Raw genomic sequence first — 20,719 nt, 5'->3', positions numbered from 1 at the left:
ACGAGCGGGGCGGGCGGGGTGTTCGCGCTGGAAACCGGCGGCGGCGTCGATCTGGTCGCGCTCAACACCCTCGTCGGCTCTTACGGCTTCACCGGCGGCTTCGAGGTGCACAGCCACAGCGGCGATCTCGTGCTCGCCGCCGGCCAGCGGCTGAAATCCGGCTCGGTGGCGCTGACCGCCGATGGCGGCTTCGTCATCGTCTCCGGCGCCATCGACACCTCCGGCGTCAACGGCGGCGAAATCGCATTGTGGGGCGACAAGGGCGTCACGCTGACTTCCACCGCCAAGCTCGACGCCCATGCCAATGGCTATGCCGACACCGATACCCGCCAGGCTTCGGCGGGCGACGTCACCCTGGGAACCGACTTCATCGCCGGCGCAACCTCGACCAGCGCGGACGGCGTGATCTCCGGCGCCAGCGGCGCCATCAGCATCGCGGCCGGCGCCACGCTCGATCTCTCCGCGCGCCGCCCAGGCAACCGAGTGATCGCGCTCGAAAGCGGCCTCGGCTATTACTACGTCGATGGCGACACCGGCGGCGCGCTGACGCTGCGCGCCCCGGTGATCACCGACGCGAGCGGTCATCAGACCGTCGATGTCACGGTCGCCGACGCGGCCTCGGTGGTCGGCGCCAAAAGCGTCGTGCTCGAAGGCTTCCGCAGGTGGGATTTGAAGGCGGTCGCCGCCAGCGGGCGGTTCGCCGGCGTCACCTACAATGCCGCGACCAACACCGTGACGCTGGACGCGAGCATCGACCTCGACGCCGCCAACACCAACGGTACGCGCACCGCCACCGGCGGAATCAACTTCCTCGGCGACGAGGACGCCGGCACGTTGTCGAACTTCGTGCAGACCCTCGACCTCTCGGCGAGCTATGCGCGGCTCGGCGGCCTCGCGGGTCTCTCGACCTTCCACGCGACGGCGGGGCTCGATCTGGTCCACGATGGCGACATCACGCTCGCCTCCAATTGGAACTTCGGCGCCGGCGTGGTGAATGTCGACGCCGCCGTCGCGGCCGGCGCGATGACCGGCTCCGGCAGCAGCGCCAGCGTGGTGTCGGGCAAGGAGGGCGAGGTGCTCGGGCGCTTCACCCGCATGCTCTATCGCACCGGCGGCAGCGCGCTTGGCGAGGCGCCGATTCTGACGCTGCGGGCCGGCGGCAATTTGCGCCTCGACGGCAGCATCACCGACGGCTTCTTCCAGTTCGCCGATCCCAATGCGCCGGCGAGCGTGGGATTGGGAGGGGCCGTTTCCGATTTCAGGCCGTATGGAGGGTCCTTAAATCTCGATTATTCACTCTTCAACCTATTGTTCAATCTGAAGGTCGTGTCTGTTTCGGGAACGGGCGCGCCGTACAACAACGCCGGCAATTCCGTTGCGGCGCTGACGGACGGCGACACGCTGCTCAATTCGGTGATTTTCCCGCAGGCTTGCAGTGACGCCGCTTGCGCGAGCAGTCGCTCCGTTTCGTCCTCCAGCTACAGATTGGTGGCCGGGGCCGCGGTCAAACGGGACGCCGGTGAATTGACCGTGGCGGTCGATCCCCTGACGATCGATCGCGGCAGCGGCGGAACCTTCTCCATCAGCCCGAGCGTCAGCCGATCCGTCACGGCCAGCATCGACTACAGCATTAGTTTCCCGACGATCGCAAACCAGTGGGGCAATTACAACAGTGGATGGAGCGATGCCGCAGGTCTCGTCGCCGTATTCGGAGGTAACGCCACGGCGAACTTTGACGTATCAGGTTACACGGTCGGCAGCGATAGCCTCGCGAATGTGTTCGCCGCCTTTCAGAGCGATCTGTCGTCGGGGACCAATCCCGAGTTGAATGCTCTGGTCGCGCAATATGGTTTGCCCTCCAGCATAAGCACCAGCATAGGCAACAGCATGATGTCTGGGCCAGCGGCGTTGGTGGGATATCTGGTCACGCACTACAATTTCGCTTCGGCGCTTGCCACGGCTATCCGTCTCTCCGCCTTGGACTACGGTTTCTCCTCTCCCCTCCCAACATCGGGAAGCTATACGCTCACGACGAAGAACATGATCCGCACCGGCGCCGGCGACATCGCCATCGCGGCGGCCGGCAATGTCGATCTCACCGGCGGCGTGGCCGCGAACAGCGCCGCCGCGACCGCCTTGATCTACACCGCCGGCCAGCGCGCCACCACCGCCACCACCGCGGCGCGGGACGTCTCGACCGGCGGCGCCGTGACTGTCGGCCTGACGAGCTTGCAGACTTCGGGCAAGCTCTATCTGACCAATGGCGGCGATGTCTCGATCACCGCCGGGCAGGACGTGCTCGGCCGCAGCGGCAGTCTCCTTGCAGATACAATCATCGACGGCACCGGCAAAATCAACATCACCGGCGCTAATGACTCGCTGGAGCCAACCTGGCTGAACGGCGGGTCCTCGTCGAGCGCCACAAGTGTCGGGGCCGACCAGTACATAGTGCTCTCCGGCCTCACCACCGGGGTCGGCGCGCTCGCTGGCGGCGACATCACCATCAAGGCCGGCCGCGACGTCGATGACGCGCCGGTGCTGGCGACCTCGGCGATCCGCACCGTCGCCATCACGAAGGCCGACGGCTCGACCGCCAAGGGCGTGCAGTTCCTCGGCGACAGCAATGTCGCAATCGCGGCCGGGCGCGACATCGCCGGCGGGCTGGTCTATCTCACCTCCGGCAGCGTGACCCTTGACGCCGTCCGCGACATCACCGCCTCAGGCGGCAGTCTCTTGATCGGCACGGCCTCCATCAGCAACATGGCTGGCCTCGACCGCTCGACGCGGCTGCGCCTGATCAACGCCGCCGCCACCGCTACCGCCGGCCGCAACGTCAGCCTCACCTGGGCCGGCGCGCTGCCGTTCTCCAGCGGTTACGGCGAATGGGTCACGTCGGCGTCGAGCCTGAAGGCTGCCGCCGGCGGCGACCTCGCCTTCAACCTCTGGCGCACCGATGATCTCAACACCCTCGACGGCGCGGTGACGCCCGGCGACATCTCGCTGGCGGCGCTGAGCGGAGACCTCACCTTCGGCAACAGCGTCTCCAGCGCGCGGGCCTTCCTGTTCATGGAGCCGGACCCGACCGGCAATCTGGCGCTGGTCGCCGGCGGCGACATCGGGGCGGCGACCATCTCGATGGAGGATTCCGATCCGGTGAACCTGCCGGGGCCGTTCTTCACGATCTATCGATACGCCTGGACCAGTTATTCCGGGTCGGCGCTGCGTTCGCTGATCTTCCCGACCGTGACCTCGCAGACCAGCGAGGCGTGGCTGCGGCTCTATCACAACGAGGACATCACCCATCTCGGCGACGCCAACCCGGTGTTCATCGCCGCCGGCGATGACATCACCAATTTCACACTTTCGGCGCCGAAGGCGGCGCGCGTCACCGCGGGCGGCGACATCGTCAACATGATGTTCTTCGGCCAGAACCTCGCCTCGACCGACGTCACCCGGATCGCCGCCGGCGGCGACATCACCGCCACTTCGACGCTGCTGAAGAACATTGCCAGCGGACAGGACGCGGTGACGCGGGCGACGCTGCAGGGCAATACCTTCGTGATCGGCGGGCCGGGCTCGTTCATCCTGGAGGCCGGCGGCGACATCGGACCGTTCCTCAACTCGGCGACCGTCACCATCCAGTCTGGCAACAGAAACGACGGCTACGTCTACACCACCTACAACTATGCCGGCGGCGTGCGGTCGGTGGGCTATGACTGGAACCCGTGGCTGAAGACGCAGGTCAAAGAGGCCGGCGGCGGCGCCGATCTCTATGTGATGTTCGGGCAGGGCGCGATCGGCCCCGACTACGCCGGCTTCCGCGAGTCCTATGTCAACCCGGCCAATGCCGCGTCGCTGACCTGGGGCGGCTACGGCGAGACGTTGCTGACCTGGATGAAGGCGCGCTACGCCAGCCTTCTGATCGCGACCTATGGGACCACCGAGGTCAGCGAGACACAGGCCTATGCCGCCTTCGTCGGCCTGCCGGCGGTTGAGCAGCATGTGTTCCTGCTGTCGAAGGTGTATTTCAACGAGCTCGAACAGGTCGCTGTCACCACCAGCGCGTCATATGAGAAATACAGTCGCGGCTATGAGGCGGTGAACACCTTGTTCCCGGCCGCCAACGGCTTCACGGCGAACAGCCTGGAAGGCGGCGCGGTCGATACCGCGCGGGTCCACACCGGCGATCTCGACCTGCGCCTCGCCACGCTGCAGACGACGCGCGGCGGCGACATTCGCCTGCTCGGGCCCGGCGGCGACGTCATCGCCGGCTCGGTGGTGCGCACCGCGACGCAAGCCGCGCGGCGCAACTATGACACCAGCCTCTATGGCGGCGGCTATGCCTATTATGGGACCATCAGCGATATCGACTCGATCCCGACCGGCTTCGAGGGCATTCTGACGCTGCGCGGCGGATCGGTGTCGAGCTTCACCGACGGCAGCCTGGTGTTGAACCAGAGCCGGTTGTTCACCCAGAACGGCGGCGATATCGTCGCATGGTCGTCGAACGGCGACCTCAACGCGGGGCAGGGGCCGAAGACCTCGGCGAACTTCCCGCCGATCGCGGTCGATTTCGACTGGAACCTGTTTGCCGAGGTCGATGAACTGGCGGGCGTGTCGGGCGCCGGCATCGCCGCGTTCCAGCCCGAGGTCGGGATCAAGGCCCCCGACGTCTATTTGCTGGCGCCGCGCGGCACGGTCGACGCCGGCGACGCCGGGGTGCGGGTCGCCGGCAATCTCTCCGTGGTCGCCTATCAGGTGCGAAACGCTGACAATTTCCAGGTCGGCGGCGCCGTCGTCGGTTTGCAGATGCCGGCCGCGGCGCCGGTGGCGCTGACCACGACGACCCAGGACAACGCCGCCAACAGCGCGGTCAAGGAGGTCGCCCAGCCAGCCCAAACCGACCGGCCGTCGGTGATCATTGTCGAAGTGATCGGCTATGGCGGCGGCGGCGGCGATACGCCGCCCGCCAATGGCGACGAGGAACGCCGGAGAACGCGGGCCCAGCACAGCTACAACGCCAACGGCGCGGTGCAGGTTCTGGGTCACGGCGTGCTGACCGATCAGGAGAAGCAACTCCTGAGCGAAGAGGAAAAGGCCAGGCTGTGACTCCACGGCGTCAACGCTTTCGTGGCGAAATCAGCGACCTCGGACTATTTTCGCGCGTCGAGCGAGAAGCGAAGGTTGAGCGGCTGCAGCATGTCCGGCGGCGGGGCTTCGCCAATATTGCCCCGCTTGAGGATGACGCGCAGATCTTCGTCCGCGCGCGCGTCCGGCAGGGCTGCGAAGCTGACGCGTTCAACGGAGCCATCGGGATTGACCCAGGCGCGGACCAGCAGCGACGCCGGCGGCCCGCCATTCTTGCCGTGACGATCGACAACGTAGGAGCGCAGCCGGTTCGCCACCGGCTCGTCTTCCGATATCCAGCTCTCGAAGCGAGATTTCACCAGTTTGGCGAACTGGCCCCAGGACGGCGGCGCGTCGGCGGCCGACCGAAAATCATGCGCCGAGGCCGGCGCGGTCATCATCAGGGATCCGATCAGCATGCGCGGCCAAGCCGCCACGCCAAGCCATGTCAAGCGCCGAAACGTCACGGAGAACATCCTTTCCCGAGCGAGTGGATAGTTTGGGCGGCATTAACTCAGGAGGACAATATCGCCTGGCAACCAGGTTGCCCGCGCGCCGAAAAGCCGTTGGACCTGAGCGACGAAGCTGTCGAGCTTCTTGATTTCGAAATCGGCGTTCACAATCCGCTGCCGCAGGTCGGCGTTGACGATCACGATCTTTCCGGCGCGGTATCGGTTGACCTCCTCGACCACGCTCGCGAGCAGGCGTTCGCGAAAAATCAACAAGCCAGCCTGCCAGGCGGTTACTTCGGCGGGATCGACACTGGCGACCGCGCCAATGCCCGCGCGCGAATAGACGATCTGCTGGCCCTCGCCGATGGCGCTGGACTGGCCGGAATGCTGGACTGCGGCGGATCCATTCAGACAGGTCACGGACACCACGCCGTCAAGGCATACCGCGTTGAAACTCGCCTCGTCCGCCACGATCTGGCCACCGGCGGCCTGCACGACCACTGCGCCAGCGAGCGAATGCTGTGCGCTCACGAGAACTTCGCCCGAGATCAATTCGATCGTCGGCTGGCCCTGCGCGGAGCGAAGCGCGATACTTGTCTGGGTGTTCAAATCCAGGGAGACGTTGGAGGCCAGCAGGATCTTGCGCTGTTCGCCTTTTCCGGTTCGATAATCGGCCGACAGTTCCCGCAACGACGGCCAAAGCCCCATTGGCGGTTCAACCACCGCGAAACCGGCGACGGCCGCCGCCGCCAGACCGCCGGCCAGGACCATTCGGCGGCTCATGCGCCGGCTCGGGGCAGGGGAGGGGGCGCTTGTCGCCGACGCCGCCATCGCGAGCCGGCCAGCGACGACGCCCGCGTTGCGATGGATCCAGGCCGCCCGCTTGAAGGCTTCCATGTGGGCGGGGCTCTGGTCGCGCCACCGTTCGAATGTCTCCACATCCGCCCTGGTCGGCTCGCCGGTCTTGAGACGAACGATCCAGGCAATGGCTTCGTCGAGCAGTAAATCCGCCTCGGGCGATTCAGATCGATGGTTCACAGATAATCGCCCGTTTGTGCAAAGTTCATCCGAATCCACTCTCCTGCGGGATGAGATGATCAGGACTTATACCGTCGTCATTCGCGAGCACGCTCGCACTTCTATCAACGCCCATGGATATCCCGACGACGACCGTCGCCGCCAGCGGAAAGTTGAGGCCAGAGAAGGGAAGCCATGCTCTTCAGTATGGCGCCGTACCCTCCTAAGCGGGAGGTCTGTCTATTAGACAACTCAGCGGGCGCTATCATGAAAAAATAAGGTATGTATGTTCAAAATCTCTTGGGACATGGCGGGAGTATCCCCTGGCTCCCGCTTCCATCGCCGCCGTCAGCCCGGGACTCAACCCGTTCTGCGCGCGCGGGCTTATGGGCGTGGACGGGGCCCTCCAAGACGAACAACAGGCGTCCGGTTCAAGCTTTTGGCGCATTGTTGCAGCGCGTTTTGGTAGTCCGCCGCCACCGTCCGAACGCTGACGTTCAGGTGGTCCGCGGTCTCTTGCGCGGTCTTGCCCTCCAGGGACATAAGACGGAGCACTTGGCGCGGTCGCTCCGGAAGATCGAGGAGCGCCCGCTCGAACGCTTTGAAGTCGGACCGGGCCTCGGCGACCATCGCCGGATCGGGCGTCTCGTCGCAGACATCGACAAGGCTGTCGATTTCCGCGACCGAAACGCGATAGCTCTGCGCCTTCCGCCGGTTTCGTTCGATGTTGAGCGCCGTGCGGAAGATGTAGCTCGCAGGATTAAGAACCTGCGTCGTCGCCGGCACGCTGTCGAGACGAACGAAAGTTTCGTGCAGAACATCATAGGCGTGCTCGGATGACCCCAGACGCCTGGTCAGGCGTGCAATGAGGCTGTCGTAGTTCTCGACAATTTGCTGGCGCAGACCGAGCCGCTCAGTTTCAGCCATATCGCGACGCCTACTCAGACCATTCGGAGCCCTTAACTCTAGGGCATCTCAATGCTCGTAACGGCGTCAAGCTACAGCTTTGTGACAATCTCGCGACTTGCTGCGCTTCGATGACGCTCGCCCGCGCGGAAAGCCGGCGCGGTTGCGGCCGCGCCACATCAGGGAGGATCGAAACCAAGCGTCAACTCGATCCTGATGGGATCGGGCAATGTCGCGGGAATGGGGGGGAGCGGCTGGGCGCGATGAATCGCATCGAGCGCCTCCTGGTCGAACAGGCCTTCGCCGGAACTTGTCTTGATCCAGACGCCGAGCACGCGCCCTGCGCGGCTGAGGGAGAATATTGCGTGGACTTTTCCCTGAAGTCGCTTGCTTTCGGCGTCCTTGGGATAGTGCGGGAATCGCTTGATGTGACGCAGCAAAGCGGTTCTGAACTCCCGCATCGCGGGACTGTCGGCGGCGGTGGGAGCCGAGGGCCGACGCGTCACGGGAACCGAGGGGTCAACATGGGCGACAGAATCGGAAGGAAGCGGGATCGCGGACGGATCGGGCGTCTCCGCCGGCTGTTCGGCCGGGGCGCTTGCGGGACTGGGAACGCTGAGTGTGGCGGTCCGCGGCGTGGGAACAACCGGGAGCGGATCGGGAGCGGGAATCGAGACAACTTGCACTTGCAGGAGCGCGTTGGGCTCTGTCCCGGCGCCATGCGCGGCAACCTGCAAGCGGAGCCAATAGACGCCGCCGCAAATCAGCACGACGGCGATCACGGGTGGAGCCATCAGGCGCCAGTAAAAGGCGGACGCCTGGGACTCGGAGCCGTCTTCGCTCGGGCTTTCAGCCCAGCGGCCGTCCGTTTCGCGATGGATCATTGCGCTGTTCTCACCGTGACGATGACGCGCAGAGGCTGCGGCGCGTTGGCCGGCGTCGGCCGATTGATCGTCAGCCCCCGAAGCGCAGCCGAGATCGCCGCGTCGCGCGCGGTTTCGCCTGTCGATCCAAGCAACGCGACCTTCTGGACCCTGCGGGCCGAATCAATCCAAAGGTCGATGACCGCCCGATAATTACCTGAACCGGTCTTGACGTTTTTCCTCAAGACACGCTCGATTTCGGCGCGAACACTTTCGTTGTAATCCTGAAATTGGTCGGAGCGGCTTGGGCTGGCGGCGGCGCGGACATGCAATTCGCCAAGCGACAGGTCGGCTGTTTCCAGCGGGCTGACTGGAGGAACATCTCTCTCCTGCGGACGCGGAGAGACCAGCGCGATCGCTTCCGGACCCGCGCGCACGACTTCGAGATCGGTCCCCGACAACAAACGTCTCAGCGCCGCATCCGGGAGGAATTTGCCAACCACGGCAACGGATTGCCGGCCTGCCGCCGCGCGCGCCTCATAAAGCACCTGGACTCGCATCTGCTGCTGATAGGCGTGCAGCGCATCGGCCAAGGGCTGCGGCGGAATGCTGAATTCAACGGGTTGCGCGCCACCTGTCTGCATTGGCTCCGCCGTCGCCGCAAAACAGATGTAGAGGGCGACCGCCCCCGCCAGCAGGTCACGCGCCCGCTTCTCGGCTTGTCGCAACGCCTCGCCGGAAAAGCCTGTGACGCTTTTCCAGAACCTGCTCAGCGCGGGGCGTGCGACGAATCGCCCTTTCAACATCAACGACTGCGTAATTCTCTCACTCATCGCCGCAACGCTATCCGATCAAGCAGTCACCGAAAAGATCGACAGCGGCCACGCCGCGCCAACGCACTGGGAGGCGCTGTATATAATTTTATTATGACAGAGGTTTATCGTTCCGCGCGGGCGGCGCGTCACCGCCGAGGCCCAATCGGCGCGCTGAAGACCGGCGCCGAGGGGCGGTAGGGGATCACGGATTTCCCGAAATTCTGGCCATATTGCTGCTGGACGCCGGGAATGTTGACGATGCCGATGGCGGTGTCGGGAGACCGCGCGTCAAACGGAGGGGCATTGATGATCAGGCCGGGTTCATCGGCCTTGCGCTTGAGCTGCTTGTTGAGGCGCTCCAAGACGCGGCTGTCCATGCCGCCGCCGTTCCGATCGCTGACCGTCGGCGGCCTCACGGTGATCTCTGGCAATGTGATCTGCTCACCGGCGCGCGCCGGGAGGACGTTCAGCGCCGTCAAGATCATGAAGAAAGTCACTGTGGGCGTGGTCTTGCGCAGCATCATCGGGACGGCCTCGCCTGGATCACCAAAGCGCCCAGCGACGCATTCAGCGCGGCGAAATTGACGGGAGCGACGCCAGATCCCGCCGCGCCCGCACCACCGATACAATAGCGCCCGCAGCCTCGCCCCGCAACCAGCCGCCGGCCCGCGCCGACCGGCTCTCCGAACGTCGCGACGGGAACGCGGCCGGTGACGCGAAAACCGCGGGCGGCGAGTTGAGAGCGCACGGCCAGACAATAATGGACCGAGAGATAGGAGAACCGCGTCTCGCCATGACCGGCGCGATATTTCATCAAGGCGCCGCAGAGGTCGCCGCCAGCCAGACGCCATGCCTGGCCCAGATAAGCGACGCCGAAATGGATATTCGTCTCAGGGATCGCCAGATCGGCGGCGGAGCCGACGAAGCCGAGCATGCGGGCGGTCTCCGGCCGTATCTGCATCAGGCCGATTTCGCCAACGCCGCCGATTTCGCGCGGATTATATCCGCTCTCCACCGCCATGACGGCTTCGGCGATTTCAGGTCCGATGCCCTGGCGCAGGGCTTCCTTTTCGATCAAGGCGCGATAGGCGAGCCGGCCTTCGGCTGTTGGCGCGCCGCCGTCGCCCCGTCCGCCGCCGGAGACTTTGCCGCCCTCTGGCGCCGGCGCGGCTTCAACCGACGCAACGCGGGCGTCAACGGCGGCCTCGGCGGCGCGGGATTGCGCGCCAAACACGGCGAGCCAAAGCGCCGTCGCCAAAACGCCGGTCTGAGCGGAGTGACATCTTGCCATTACGCGAAGCCTTTTCCTCCTGAGCGTTCCACGAGCCCGATGATCGTCATGCGTTCGTCCGGGGCCACGACAGCTCGGTCTCCCGCCTATGCCCGCGCTTCGGCGCCGGGCGCGCCGGTCGGCGCAACCGGCGCGTTCGCCGCCTGATGGCCGTTCGCCTGCTCGATCGAAGGCGCCGCCTGGTTGCTGACCAATTTGGACAGTTCCGTCCGCAGATAGACGATCAGCTCCTGGATCAAGCGATCCCAGATTTCAATCTGGGATCGGAGATGGCTCGGCGTGACGCCGCCGACGACGGAGATGTCCTGCGTCAGCGCAAGGAACGGCGAACTGAGTTGCAGGCGGGCAAAGCGCCGGCTCACATTCCATTGATTGACAATCCCAAGCGGCAGATCGCCTTGCACCTGCAACACCGCGACCAGCGCCGCATCGACAAACTCGTCGCCGCCCGGGATCGGGTTGCCGGGTCGAATCTCAAAGCCGCAACCATTGGTGGCCGAGCGCAGACAGGTCACATTGGCGACGGGATCAGTCATCGTTTCGACGCGATAGCCGAGCGTTTGCAGCGTATCGCGCAGGCTCTCAAGGGTCAGTTTGGCGATGACGGTCTCGGACATGGCGGGCTCCTGCGCGAATTACAGACGAAATGGGAAATCGAAGGTGATGTGGCTCGGTCCGTGACAACGGCTCTGGCGAGATCCGCGTTCAGGATCGGGCGATGGCGCGGTGTCCGCGCCATCGGGATCGAAAGGCGCTATTTCGCCCCCGCCGGGGGTTGCGCCACGAGGTTCGCGATCGCAAGCTCATTCAAAACAGGCGGATTCTGCTTGAGCACTTCGGCGAGATAGGCCTGGCGCAGCGCGCGCGCGCGCTCGGCGCGCATCTGTTGGACGAGCGCCTCGCGCACCTCCGGCAAGGTGCGCGTATAGGCGGCTTTGGTGTCGATCAACTTCAGGATGTGCCAGCCGTCATCGAGACGAACCGGTTCGGATATCGCGCCCTTCGCCAGCCCGGCGAGATGGGGTCGGATCTCCGGTCGAAACTGGCTTTCCACGAGCAAACCGAGAGCCCCGCCATTGGCGGCGCCGGACTCGGTGGCGATGGCGGCGAAATCCGCGCCCGGGGCCTTCAACTTGCGCTGAACATCCTCAAGACGCTTGCGGGCGGCGTCTTCGGTCGTCTTGTCGCCGTCCTTGGCGGCCGCGACGAAGATCTGAGCGACCTCGAACTGACGCGGCGTCAGGAACGCCTCACGGTTGGCGTCATAGACCTTTTGCAATTCATCTTCGCCTGGATAGCTCGCCGGGGGCGTCGACACCATCTGCAGATAAAGCTCGACGAGCGCGCCTTCCCGCATGCGCTCCAGCTGTGTCGTCACACTCGCCTGCTGGTCCCATTTCCGGCTCCGAAGTTCCTCCAACACCAGGCGGTTGGCCAGAAGCATGCGGACGGCCTGACTGAGAATCGCGGGATTCTGTTTCAACGCCTCCTGATCGGCCGGCCGGAGCGTTGCGACATAGGCCCGAATTTCCTCGGCCGAGATGTTGGCGTTGCCCACCCGCGCCACCACATCGTCGCCGGATGAGGACTTTTCCGTCGCCGCGACAGGCCGGCCTGTGGCGACAGGCTGCGTGGCTGGCGACGAAACGGGCTTCGGCTTCGTCGCGGTCGACGCCCCATTCTGCTGAGGCGCGCTTTGGGCGTTGGTCACCCCGGTCATGCCAATAACGACCGCCAGAGCCGCGGAACCGATGACTCCCGCCTTGGTCATCCCTGCCGCTCCGAAAATTTTCATACTCATTGAACTGCCTTCTGATCGAGGAGCCTGTCGTTGGTCTCTTGAATGTAGTTTTCTACCTCAACTTTACTCAGCCCAAGGAGCGGTTCCTGCCCTGGGAGCGCGAGATCTCTGTAACCTTTGAGAAGGTCTTGGCTGGCCTTCAACATCAGGGCGTTCTTGCTCTGGCAGCTCTTGGCGCTGGCTTTGAAGGCATTCGCCTGGCCCTCGAATTTGGCGCGCTCGGCGTCCTTGGACCTTGCGACGTTGGCGGCCTCCTCGTAAGCCGTCTTCCATTTTTCAAGCGTCTCATCGCGCTCCGCCAGGCGCTTGTTGAATTCCTCGACCGCATCGCGCTGCTGCTGCCGGACTTCGCGGACCTCGGCCTTGGCGGCCTTGCTCTCGGCCTTGGCGGCGTCGACTTGCGCTTTGGCGGCGGCCTTGTCGCGCTCGGCGTTCAACTCGTAGTTGGCGATCTTGGCCTGAAGCGCGGCGCGCTGGTCCTCCAATTGCCGAGCCTGCGCGATGGAGCCGCGCAACGCTTCGCGCAGACGGTCGGCTTCGTCCGCCGCATCGGCCCGGACCGAAAACATCGCCACCGCCAGCGACGCCGCTATCACAAGGATGACGTTCAAGTGCGTTTTCATGATCAGAACTTCGCGTTGACATCGAGTTGCACGACATCGACGGCATAGGGCGCGCCGGCGATGTTCTTGGCGCTCATCCAGCGCAGGGAGGCTGCGACGTTCTGGCTCAGGCCAAGATTGCCGCCGAGGAAGTAACCTTGGAGATTGGAGCCCCCCAAGCCGAAATCGGCATCCGCGAAGGCGTCAACAGTCGCATCCGATTCAAGATATTTGTAACCGGCATGCACGTTCCAGTCCCAAAGCTGCTTGATCTCCTTGTCGCCGACCGTCAGACGCCCCAGCCAGCCTTGATTGCCGCCATTGAAAACACCGGATTTCGTACTGGTCCCGGAACCGATATTGTTCACCGCGACAGTCCTCAGGAGACTGCGATCGAACGCGGTATTGGTCACGTATTCGCCGTCCAGGATGATGTGAGCCGGGTTGAAGTGTGTGAAATCCGCCTGGGCGCTGACGACCAGCGGGCGATACTCGCTGGCGAGGCCGAAATACTGAAACTGGCTTGTCGTTCCATAGGTATTGCTCGCCGTCGACTCTATATTGCGCAACGTCCTGTAGGTATTGCCCTTCTGGGCAAACGACGGCCGGGTCAGGTCGGTATTGCACGCGTCGGACGCGTTGAGCACGGAGCAGAGGTCGGAGTATTTTCCCTGCACGTTGTCAAAGTCATAATAGGCGACGCCGAACCGAACCGCGGTTTCGGGATTGATCTCGCGAAAGAAGCCGACTTGCACGCCGAACAGCCATTTGTCGGTGTTTTTGAATTTGCTGGGTTGGCCGTTGTTGACGCCGAGATTGATGCCGGCGTTCAGGTCCGTGTTGTAGATCGGGAACGCGCCGAGCACCGCGAAGGGCGTGAAGTCATCGCCCACGTCATGCTTGACTTGCACCGCGGCGCCATCGAAGCCGAGTTCCTTGCTCCAGACGATATCCGTCGGCGACCAGAACGGATTGTCGAAGCGCCCGAGGTAGAACGTCGCATCGTCAAAAGGCTTGTATGACAGAAACGCGCGATCGAGCCACAGCGAGTATTTCGAGAAATTGCCGCCGGTCGCTCCCAGCGTCTGGTTTGTCGAGACCGGCGAATTGCTCTGGCCGGTCGCGAACCTGAAACCCGCGGCAAAACCGTTGGTCAAATCCGCGGCCAATCCGAGCCGGGCGCGAAGCAGATATTGCTGACGGTTCTGATCGGAATTATAGGTCGGATAGTAATAGGGATTGGAGCTCACGGGGCTGTTATCGTAAGGCGAACCGGTGTTGATCTGGTTGAAATTGGGGGTTCCCGAGGGATCGTTGCCTTGCGGGTAGAAGCTGCCCTGATAGCGGCCGCGCAAGTCGCCATAGACGTGAATGCGCTCGGCCCATTCCGGATAGAGGCCAGGCGACGCCCAGTTTTCGTTCTTCGCCTTTTCCATCACCTCTTGCTTGATCTGCTCGCGCAATTGCTGCTTGACGATTTCCGGGACGTAGGTGACGTGCCGCGCGCCGCGCGGCTCGGCCGCCGAGGCCGCCGCCGTCGCGGCTTTCGCGGCCTCGCTGGCCTTGGCGGCGGCGTCCTTGGTCGCCTGTCGCGACACATAGGCCTCGTCCTCGGCCTGTTTGATCAGTCCCTGGGCTTCCTCTTCGCTCAAGGCGCCGCGCTTGACCAACAGATTGACAAGATTGATCGACATGTTCGGCGACATCGGTTTCGCCTTGGAGACCGTCGCGCGCTTCTGATCGCTGTTCTTGGCGGGGGGCGGCGCCTGTGGATCCGTCTCGCTCTGGGCAAGGGCCGGATTAACGCACAGCAGCGTGGACAGCGACAGAGCGAGCGGGATCTCGCAACGGCGCCGATTCAATTTTCGTCCAAACATCAGTCCCCACTCCTAGAGCTAAATCCGCACGTTCGTGTTCATTCGATTTGTTGTGAGGCTCTCAGCCCGGTCGCCGTTCGGTGATCCGGGTGACGATTGGCATCGGCATGTCGGCGGGCGGCGGACTCCGCAGCGTCAGCGCCCCCAGCACTTCGTTTCTGATGACGGCGTCGAGTTCCGCGTCGCCCGTCGAAGATCCCAATTGAACGCGGGTGATGCGACCGGTCGCGTCCGCCCATAACCGGACCTGCATCTGAACGGACGCATTACGCGTCTTGGCGTTGCCGCGCAGAGCCGCCTCGATTTGCGAACTGACCATCGCCGAGTATCCGCCCCAACGACTGCCGCCGGAACCTCCTCCCCCCCCTCCGTAGGGGCTGCCGCCCGGCTTGCCGCCGAGATTGAACGCGTCGCCTGGCCCCTCCGCCTTGGCGTCAAGCGCCAGAGGACCCGGCGGAGGCTCGTTCTTGACGTCCTTGAGCGGCTCGTCCTTCGGCTTGTCGATGGGCTTGTCTTCCTCCACCGGCTTTTGTTCGTTGATCTCCTGCTCGGTCACCTTCGGCTGCTCGATCATTTTCTGCTCGGGCGGAGGCGGCGGCGGAGGCGGCGGCGGCGCGACGGTGAAGATCGTCAGGTCGCGCACCTGGAGCGGCGGCGCCATATCGTCGTGGCGGATCAACACATAAATTCCGCCGCAGATCGCCAGCGCGATCACGCCGACGGTCGCGCCACGACGCAGATATGATCCGCTTTGCCGACGGCCTTCCTGCCCTTCCTCGGACTCATCGTCGGACTGGCTCTCGATTTGGCTCGGGTCGCTCACGCAAACGCCTCCCCGGATGTCAAATCCGCCTGCTTGGCTTCGAGGTACTGCACAACAAACTGCATGAGCACGTCGACGCTGGCCGTCTCGATCCGCATTGTCGTGTCCTCGGCAAAATGCAGGATCAGGTCGTAAACCGCCTCGCGCGGATCAAAAGCGATGTAGCTCGCGTCATCGATGCGCAGACAGGACCGGTCACCCCGCTCGATCTCCAGGACAACCAAATCGCCGGGAATCCCCATGGCCGCGATCCGCATCCGCAGACACTTGGCGAGCCCGACCAACAGCGCTTCGCCGCGAATGGGAAACCGCAGCAGCGCCGCCGTCTCCGCTGCGCGCGCAACCGGCGGGACACACGCCGCCCGAGCGGCGGCGCGCGGCCTCGTCTTTATCCCGGCGCCCGGGATGAGGCGCATCAACCGCTTGCGCGCCGCGAGCCGGATGCCGTGTCCGAACTCCGCCAGGACAGCCATGACCGACGGCCACCCCATGCCGAGCGCATGTTTCGCGCCCCGAGCGACGCCGGCATGCGGCGCATCGCCGCCGCGTTCCCGCCGCGCAGAGCGTGCGACGTCGGCGGGATCAGGATTGGCGACCACGGACAGCACCATCGCAGCCCCCATCACTTCACAAGCGGCTTGGTGGCGAGTCCGACCTGAGTCAGTCCGATGCGGCCAAGCAGATCGAGAACGTCCATGACGTTCTGGTATTGCGCCTGCGCATCGCCGCGCAGCACGATCGGGAACTCCGGCGTCAGCGCCTTCTGCTGGATCAGGCGCTGTTCCAGTTCAGGCAACGTCACCGGAATGGTGTCGAGGAAGATCTTGCCATCATTGCCGACGGTGATCGCCTTCGTGGTCTGGGTCGCGAGGCTGGGGGCCGCCGACGCCTTCGGCAGATTGACCTTCTGGCCCTGCACCGTCGCGGTCGTCATGATGATGAAAATCACCAGGAGGACGTAAGCGAGATCCAGCATCGGCGTGATGTTGATGTCGTCATACGGTTTTGCATCGGACTGGATTTGCATGGCCGTCATTCCGCTGCAATTTGGTGGTCGACGGGATCGGGCCGATTGTTGTCCTCATCGTGGACCTCGGCCATCCGCGTGATGAATTCGTCGACGAAAACCTGAACGTCCGTCGTCAAATTCTTGATGCGGGAGATCAGGTAGTTGTAGCCGAACAGCGCGGGGATCGCGACGGCGAGGCCGGCGACGGTCGCCACCAGCGCGGCCGCGATGCCAGGCGCGATGGCGTTGACGTTGACATCGCCTGAAGCCGCGATCGCCGCGAAGGTGATCATGACGCCGACCACCGTTCCGAGCAGCCCGAGGAACGGTCCGCCGGAAATCGCGATCGTCAGGACGACCATCAACCGGTTGAGTTTCTGCATCTCCTTGGCCACGGCGCTATCGAGCATCGCCCGGATCGAGGCGATCGCCGCGGCCGACAGCACAGGCGCTTTTCGGCCGTGTCTGGCCAGGCGTCGGTGAATCTCGTTCGCGCCGACGTGATAGATGCGATAGAGCGAAGAGGATCGCATCCTGGCGGCTTCGCCGGGCGCGAGACGCCCGCCCAGCGTGGAAACGTCCTTCGTATCGCCGCGACCGAGCGCGCCGAGATCGTTGGACATTTCATGGAACGCTTTCAGGAAGTCCGCGTTGGCGCGGGACTGCCTGTTGATATAGCCGGTCCGGTCCCACATCACGACCCAGCTCAGCACGGCCATCATCATCAGCACGCCGATGACGACCCAGCCGTCGAGCGTGACCGATTTCAGGATCACCGCGAAATAACCCGACAGCCAGCTTGCGGTCTCCTCATCGACGCTGAAGGACAACAGCTTGGACTGATCCGGCCCTTGCCCGATCGCCGCGAACCTGATGAAGCCGTTGGGGCGCGCGACCTTGGAGATCTGCAGTTCGTCGATGTCGCCGACGAACCCCCCCATCGCGGCGGGGGCTTCGACAGGAGCCGGAGCCGCCGCTGAGGAAGCCGGTTCGGAAGCGACCGGCGCCGCGCCGGGAACCGCCGCATCGCCGCCGATCAGCGCGATCGAGTTGAGAGCCGGCAGTGAAGCGGCGACAGAAGCATAGGGAACGCCGTCCAGAAACAGCGAGACCTGACCATTGTTGGCGACCACCGCCAGATGACGCCAGCCGCCCGGCGCGACCGGCGCGCCCGCGCCGCTGCGTTGAGTCACGCCCGCATTCGTCACCTCGACAAACGGCGCGCCATTGTCGATCCCGATCACGAGACCGTTTGACGCGGCGGTGTCGCGCCGGCTGTAGATCGCGGCATTGGCCTGCGCCGCGGCCGGCTTGATCCATGCCGACCAGGTGAAGGCTGAATTGGCCGCCAGCGCCAGCGTTGGCGAGGCCGGCAATGTCAGGGCGGACCGCCCGTCCAGACGCAGGCCGGTGGCGATGATCGATCCATCGGCGGGTTGGCCCACGCTTTGAGCATTATTGGCCCATACGGTGGAGTCCATCGGCGGCGCGCCGCGCTCGCTGAAGTGATAGACCAGCACCGCGTCGGTATCGTAGACGCCCTTGGCGTCGCTGGCCGCCACTGCCTTTTTATTGCCGTAGTAGAGCCAGATATCGGACTTGGCCCCGGCCAGCACGTTCGGCGCGGATACCCACACCAGCGCCTCACCCAGGAGCGAATCGAATTTTTCGATTTGAAACTTCAAGGGCGTCTTGTCGTCGGAGGCGATGAAGCGAAGGTCGCTGCCATCGTCCTTGGTCGAACCGAAGCGGAAATTGCCCAAATGCAGCCGCACCAGAACCGGCGTGGAGCCGATCGGATCGGTGATGTTGGCGCCAGACGCGCTGGCGTCGATGGTGATTTTCTTGCGCAACGACCAGTCGTCGTTCCACCATGCCTGCGCCGGCGAAGGCAGCAAGGCGACAATCGCCACAACCGCCAGAAGCGCGTTCGTGAGAAATCTCGCCGTCGCTGGAAATTTACGCAGCGGCGCAATCATGTTTGACCGACCCATCGTCATCAGAATTCACCCCAGAAGCGGAAATTGACGCGCTCGTTCCCCGCGCGCGTGTAGGTTTGGCTGATCTGCGGCACAGCAAAGGTGAGCACGCCGTTGAAGTAGTTGAATATCTTGAAGCGGGAGCCGACGCCGTAGCTCCAGACCGAGAATTCCGTCTGTTGGCTTGGCAGCGGCCTCAATGTCGAGGCGCGCCCGGCGTCGGTGAAGCCAAACAGGCGCCATTCATTGAACACCATGATCGGCTCCGCCTTCTCTGCGCCGGCGTTCTTCAACTGCTCCTGCAGCAGACCGCCGACGTCGGGAGAGCGAAGCTCGATATTGCCGACGACGCCGTTGTCGCCAAGCACCTCCGATTCGAGATAGCCGCGCACGGTATCAAGCCCGCCGATGCTGAACTGTTCAGACGAGACCAGCGGTCCGTCGGCGGCCTGCGCCTGGACCTTGCCAAAAAGCTGGAAGCCTTCGCCCAGTTCCTGGGTGTGCGAGAGATCGAAGTTGAAATGGGCGAAACTCGGCTGCGCGGCGTAACGCTTGGCGTCGAAGTCGGCGGTGCTGCTGCTGAGCGCGCCGATATTCGACGTCGCCGAGGCGTTCATTTGCGTGACGAAACCGTCACTCTGGTAGGTCGCGCCATAGCTGGCGACCATCGGATAATAGGTCACCGGCGAGGAAAACGCGTCCGCGCCGAGTTTGACGCTCTGATCGAAGTGCTTGTAATCGAGGCCGGCCGACAGCGTATGGAAGAACCCCTCCCGCGTAGGCAACGTCATCACCGCGCGCGCGCCGACAATCTCGCCGGGACCGATGATGCTCACGCCGCCAACTGTTCCAACACTGCTTTCCGACTTGACGCCATAGACCAGCAGGCTCAACCAGTCGACGCCCGGCGCGCGGGCCAGATAGGATCCGGAAAACACCTGCGCATCGGAGGGACGTTCCGGCGCGACCTGATAGCTCAGGCTCAGCGAATGCCCGAGCTGCCAGAGATTGTCGTAGTGAACCGTGGCGTTGAGCCGCGACGATGTCGTATTGGGCGAGTTACGATTGTTGTATTCCAGCGCGCCGTGGACCGGAAGCTTGTCCTCGACGTTCAGATCCACATCGACCGTGCCAGGCGCCACGCCCGCGCGCAGCACTGGCGTCACCTTCCGGTCCGGCCATTGGTTGAGCGCCATGATATCCTTGGTCACCGCCCCGAACTCGGGCAGACCGCCCTCCTTCAAAGAAGGCGCATTCTCCTTGATCTTGTCCGTGTCGAAATAGCGCGAATTCTTGACCCGCAGCCGGCCGACCTTCATCTCGGCGACCTGCAGCCGGACGACCTTGTTTCCGACATTCTGCGCCGGCACGGAGACGCTGACGGTTTGGTAGCCCTTGTCGTGATAGGCTTTCTCGAGCGCCGCTCGCGCTTTCTCCACATCGTCCGGCGTGCGGTTCGGCCCCAGGAACGGGTAGATCGCCGTGTCGAGATCAATCTCGGGCAGCTTGTCCGCCCCGATCACCGTGAAATCGTCGATGTCGAAATGCTGCGGCGGCGCGGGAGAGGCGGGGGTGGAGGGCGCGCTGGGCGCTTGCGCCTTGGCGGCGGCGCCCGCCGCCTTCGCGGATGCCGATTTTGCCGGGGCGTTGGCGACAGTCGATTGATCGGTCTGAGCCGCCAACGCCGGATCGACGGCAAGAACGCCGCCCGCCACGACCATCGGCGTCATTTTCAGGTACAAAGCCACCCATTGCGCAGACCCCAGCCTGCGCATCCTGTCGTTCAATCGTCTTCGCACGAAACGCCCGCCTGTCTCGAAACCGATCCGCGCATCGACGAGGTTCTTCACCTTCGTCAACGCGGCCATGACTTTAAGACAACTGGGCCTGACCTAACCTGCAAAATCTTCCTAAGAAAAACCCGCCTGTGCGCTGGCGGGCTCTGTTGCCTCAACATGATCCCGGAAACACAGCCCGCCGTTGCAAGCATCTGTTCATAATTGACAATGGTGAAGGAGGCGGCTTTCGTAATGGGCCCTCGGTTGTCGAGAGCCGTCGCTCGGCTTGCGCGAAATAAGCGATGGCGCAACCACGATGCAGCAGTGGCGCGGTTCCGTGATCCGCCGATGCAGCCCGGAATACGGCTTCAGCACCGTA

18 protein-coding genes are annotated in these 20,719 nt (G+C 64.0%); 2 read left to right on the top strand and 16 right to left on the bottom strand.

Annotated elements, in window-relative coordinates; translation table 11 throughout:
* Positions 1 to 18: 18 nt before the first annotated feature.
* Positions 19 to 5,109, top strand: coding sequence for a filamentous haemagglutinin family protein (locus CCR94_RS08200; protein WP_104507385.1), 5,091 nt, complete (start codon positions 19 to 21; stop codon positions 5,107 to 5,109).
* Positions 5,110 to 5,153: 44 nt separating this feature from the next.
* On the opposite strand, the gene CCR94_RS08195 is transcribed toward CCR94_RS08200, so the two are convergent.
* The 5 genes from CCR94_RS08195 to CCR94_RS08175 form a co-directional block, all read right to left on the bottom strand.
* On the bottom strand, positions 5,154 to 5,594 hold the full coding sequence (locus CCR94_RS08195) for a hypothetical protein (protein WP_146089904.1): 441 nt from the start codon (positions 5,592 to 5,594) through the stop codon (positions 5,154 to 5,156).
* A 42-nt stretch (positions 5,595 to 5,636) separates the two neighbouring features.
* Positions 5,637 to 6,656 (bottom strand): FecR family protein, encoded by a 1,020-nt coding sequence (locus CCR94_RS08190; RefSeq protein ID WP_244593988.1) that lies wholly within the window; start codon positions 6,654 to 6,656, stop codon positions 5,637 to 5,639.
* A 324-nt stretch (positions 6,657 to 6,980) separates the two neighbouring features.
* Entirely contained in the window at positions 6,981 to 7,523 is a 543-nt protein-coding gene (locus tag CCR94_RS08185; protein ID WP_104507382.1) for an RNA polymerase sigma factor, read from the bottom strand.
* A 158-nt stretch (positions 7,524 to 7,681) separates the two neighbouring features.
* Entirely contained in the window at positions 7,682 to 8,386 is a 705-nt protein-coding gene (locus CCR94_RS08180) for an energy transducer TonB (protein WP_104507381.1), read from the bottom strand.
* Positions 8,383 to 8,958 carry an STN domain-containing protein gene (locus CCR94_RS08175; protein ID WP_244593987.1) on the bottom strand — a complete coding sequence of 192 codons (576 nt, stop codon included), beginning with the start codon at positions 8,956 to 8,958 and terminating at the stop codon, positions 8,383 to 8,385. The genes CCR94_RS08180 and CCR94_RS08175 overlap by 4 nt, the downstream gene beginning before the upstream one ends.
* A 154-nt stretch (positions 8,959 to 9,112) precedes the next feature.
* Here CCR94_RS08175 and CCR94_RS08170 point away from each other — a divergent pair, with 154 nt between their 5' ends.
* Positions 9,113 to 9,295 (top strand): hypothetical protein, encoded by a 183-nt coding sequence (locus tag CCR94_RS08170; protein WP_104507380.1) that lies wholly within the window; start codon positions 9,113 to 9,115, stop codon positions 9,293 to 9,295.
* Positions 9,296 to 9,326: 31 nt separating this feature from the next.
* Here CCR94_RS08170 and CCR94_RS25945 read toward each other — a convergent pair whose 3' ends face one another.
* The 11 genes from CCR94_RS25945 to CCR94_RS08115 form a co-directional block, all read right to left on the bottom strand.
* A complete protein-coding gene (locus CCR94_RS25945; protein WP_244593986.1) occupies positions 9,327 to 9,704 on the bottom strand; it encodes a hypothetical protein in 378 nt (125 codons plus the stop codon).
* A complete protein-coding gene (locus tag CCR94_RS08160; protein ID WP_104507379.1) occupies positions 9,701 to 10,471 on the bottom strand; it encodes a lytic transglycosylase domain-containing protein in 771 nt (256 codons plus the stop codon). The genes CCR94_RS25945 and CCR94_RS08160 overlap by 4 nt, the downstream gene beginning before the upstream one ends.
* 86 nt (positions 10,472 to 10,557) lie before the next feature.
* Positions 10,558 to 11,088, bottom strand: coding sequence for a YbjN domain-containing protein (locus CCR94_RS08155; RefSeq protein ID WP_104507378.1), 531 nt, complete (start codon positions 11,086 to 11,088; stop codon positions 10,558 to 10,560).
* A 137-nt stretch (positions 11,089 to 11,225) separates the two neighbouring features.
* Positions 11,226 to 12,242, bottom strand: a complete 1,017-nt coding sequence (locus CCR94_RS08150; RefSeq protein WP_244593985.1) for a peptidylprolyl isomerase — start codon at positions 12,240 to 12,242, stop codon at positions 11,226 to 11,228.
* Between the two features lie 26 nt (positions 12,243 to 12,268).
* Positions 12,269 to 12,787, bottom strand: coding sequence for a hypothetical protein (locus tag CCR94_RS08145; protein ID WP_338052980.1), 519 nt, complete (start codon positions 12,785 to 12,787; stop codon positions 12,269 to 12,271).
* Between the two features lie 110 nt (positions 12,788 to 12,897).
* Positions 12,898 to 14,736: a putative porin gene (locus tag CCR94_RS08140; protein WP_425332322.1), complete on the bottom strand. Its 1,839-nt coding sequence runs from the start codon at positions 14,734 to 14,736 to the stop codon at positions 12,898 to 12,900.
* 76 nt (positions 14,737 to 14,812) lie between these two features.
* Positions 14,813 to 15,574: an energy transducer TonB gene (locus tag CCR94_RS08135; RefSeq protein ID WP_244593984.1), complete on the bottom strand. Its 762-nt coding sequence runs from the start codon at positions 15,572 to 15,574 to the stop codon at positions 14,813 to 14,815.
* On the bottom strand, positions 15,571 to 16,185 hold the full coding sequence (locus CCR94_RS08130) for a hypothetical protein (protein WP_104507375.1): 615 nt from the start codon (positions 16,183 to 16,185) through the stop codon (positions 15,571 to 15,573). Before CCR94_RS08130 ends, CCR94_RS08135 begins: the two co-directional genes overlap by 4 nt.
* 11 nt (positions 16,186 to 16,196) lie before the next feature.
* Entirely contained in the window at positions 16,197 to 16,601 is a 405-nt protein-coding gene (locus CCR94_RS08125; RefSeq protein ID WP_104507388.1) for an ExbD/TolR family protein, read from the bottom strand.
* 5 nt (positions 16,602 to 16,606) lie between these two features.
* A complete protein-coding gene (locus tag CCR94_RS08120) occupies positions 16,607 to 18,562 on the bottom strand; it encodes a DUF2341 domain-containing protein (protein ID WP_244593983.1) in 1,956 nt (651 codons plus the stop codon).
* Between the two features lie 20 nt (positions 18,563 to 18,582).
* On the bottom strand, positions 18,583 to 20,430 hold the full coding sequence (locus CCR94_RS08115) for a ShlB/FhaC/HecB family hemolysin secretion/activation protein (protein WP_244593982.1): 1,848 nt from the start codon (positions 20,428 to 20,430) through the stop codon (positions 18,583 to 18,585).
* Positions 20,431 to 20,719 lie beyond the last annotated feature (289 nt).

The sequence above is a fragment of the Rhodoblastus sphagnicola genome (genome assembly GCF_002937075.1).
Classification (GTDB): domain Bacteria; phylum Pseudomonadota; class Alphaproteobacteria; order Rhizobiales; family Beijerinckiaceae; genus Rhodoblastus; species Rhodoblastus sphagnicola.
Note: the sequence above shows the minus strand (reverse complement) of the source record. Positions and strands in the feature narration are given on the sequence as shown.

What these genes read in the sequence shown, in the direction of transcription:
- CCR94_RS08185 (WP_104507382.1), bottom strand. Translation starts at nt 7,523, where the DNA reads ATGGCTGAAACTGAGCGGCTCGGTCTGCGCCAGCAAATTGTCGAGAAC.
- CCR94_RS08180 (WP_104507381.1), bottom strand. Translation starts at nt 8,386, where the DNA reads ATGATCCATCGCGAAACGGACGGCCGCTGGGCTGAAAGCCCGAGCGAA.
- CCR94_RS25945 (WP_244593986.1), bottom strand. Translation starts at nt 9,704, where the DNA reads ATGATGCTGCGCAAGACCACGCCCACAGTGACTTTCTTCATGATCTTG.
- CCR94_RS08160 (WP_104507379.1), bottom strand. Translation starts at nt 10,471, where the DNA reads ATGGCAAGATGTCACTCCGCTCAGACCGGCGTTTTGGCGACGGCGCTT.
- CCR94_RS08155 (WP_104507378.1), bottom strand. Translation starts at nt 11,088, where the DNA reads ATGTCCGAGACCGTCATCGCCAAACTGACCCTTGAGAGCCTGCGCGAT.
- CCR94_RS08150 (WP_244593985.1), bottom strand. Translation starts at nt 12,242, where the DNA reads ATGACCAAGGCGGGAGTCATCGGTTCCGCGGCTCTGGCGGTCGTTATT.
- CCR94_RS08130 (WP_104507375.1), bottom strand. Translation starts at nt 16,185, where the DNA reads ATGGTGCTGTCCGTGGTCGCCAATCCTGATCCCGCCGACGTCGCACGC.
- CCR94_RS08125 (WP_104507388.1), bottom strand. Translation starts at nt 16,601, where the DNA reads ATGCAAATCCAGTCCGATGCAAAACCGTATGACGACATCAACATCACG.
- CCR94_RS08120 (WP_244593983.1), bottom strand. Translation starts at nt 18,562, where the DNA reads ATGATTGCGCCGCTGCGTAAATTTCCAGCGACGGCGAGATTTCTCACG.
- CCR94_RS08115 (WP_244593982.1), bottom strand. Translation starts at nt 20,430, where the DNA reads ATGGCCGCGTTGACGAAGGTGAAGAACCTCGTCGATGCGCGGATCGGT.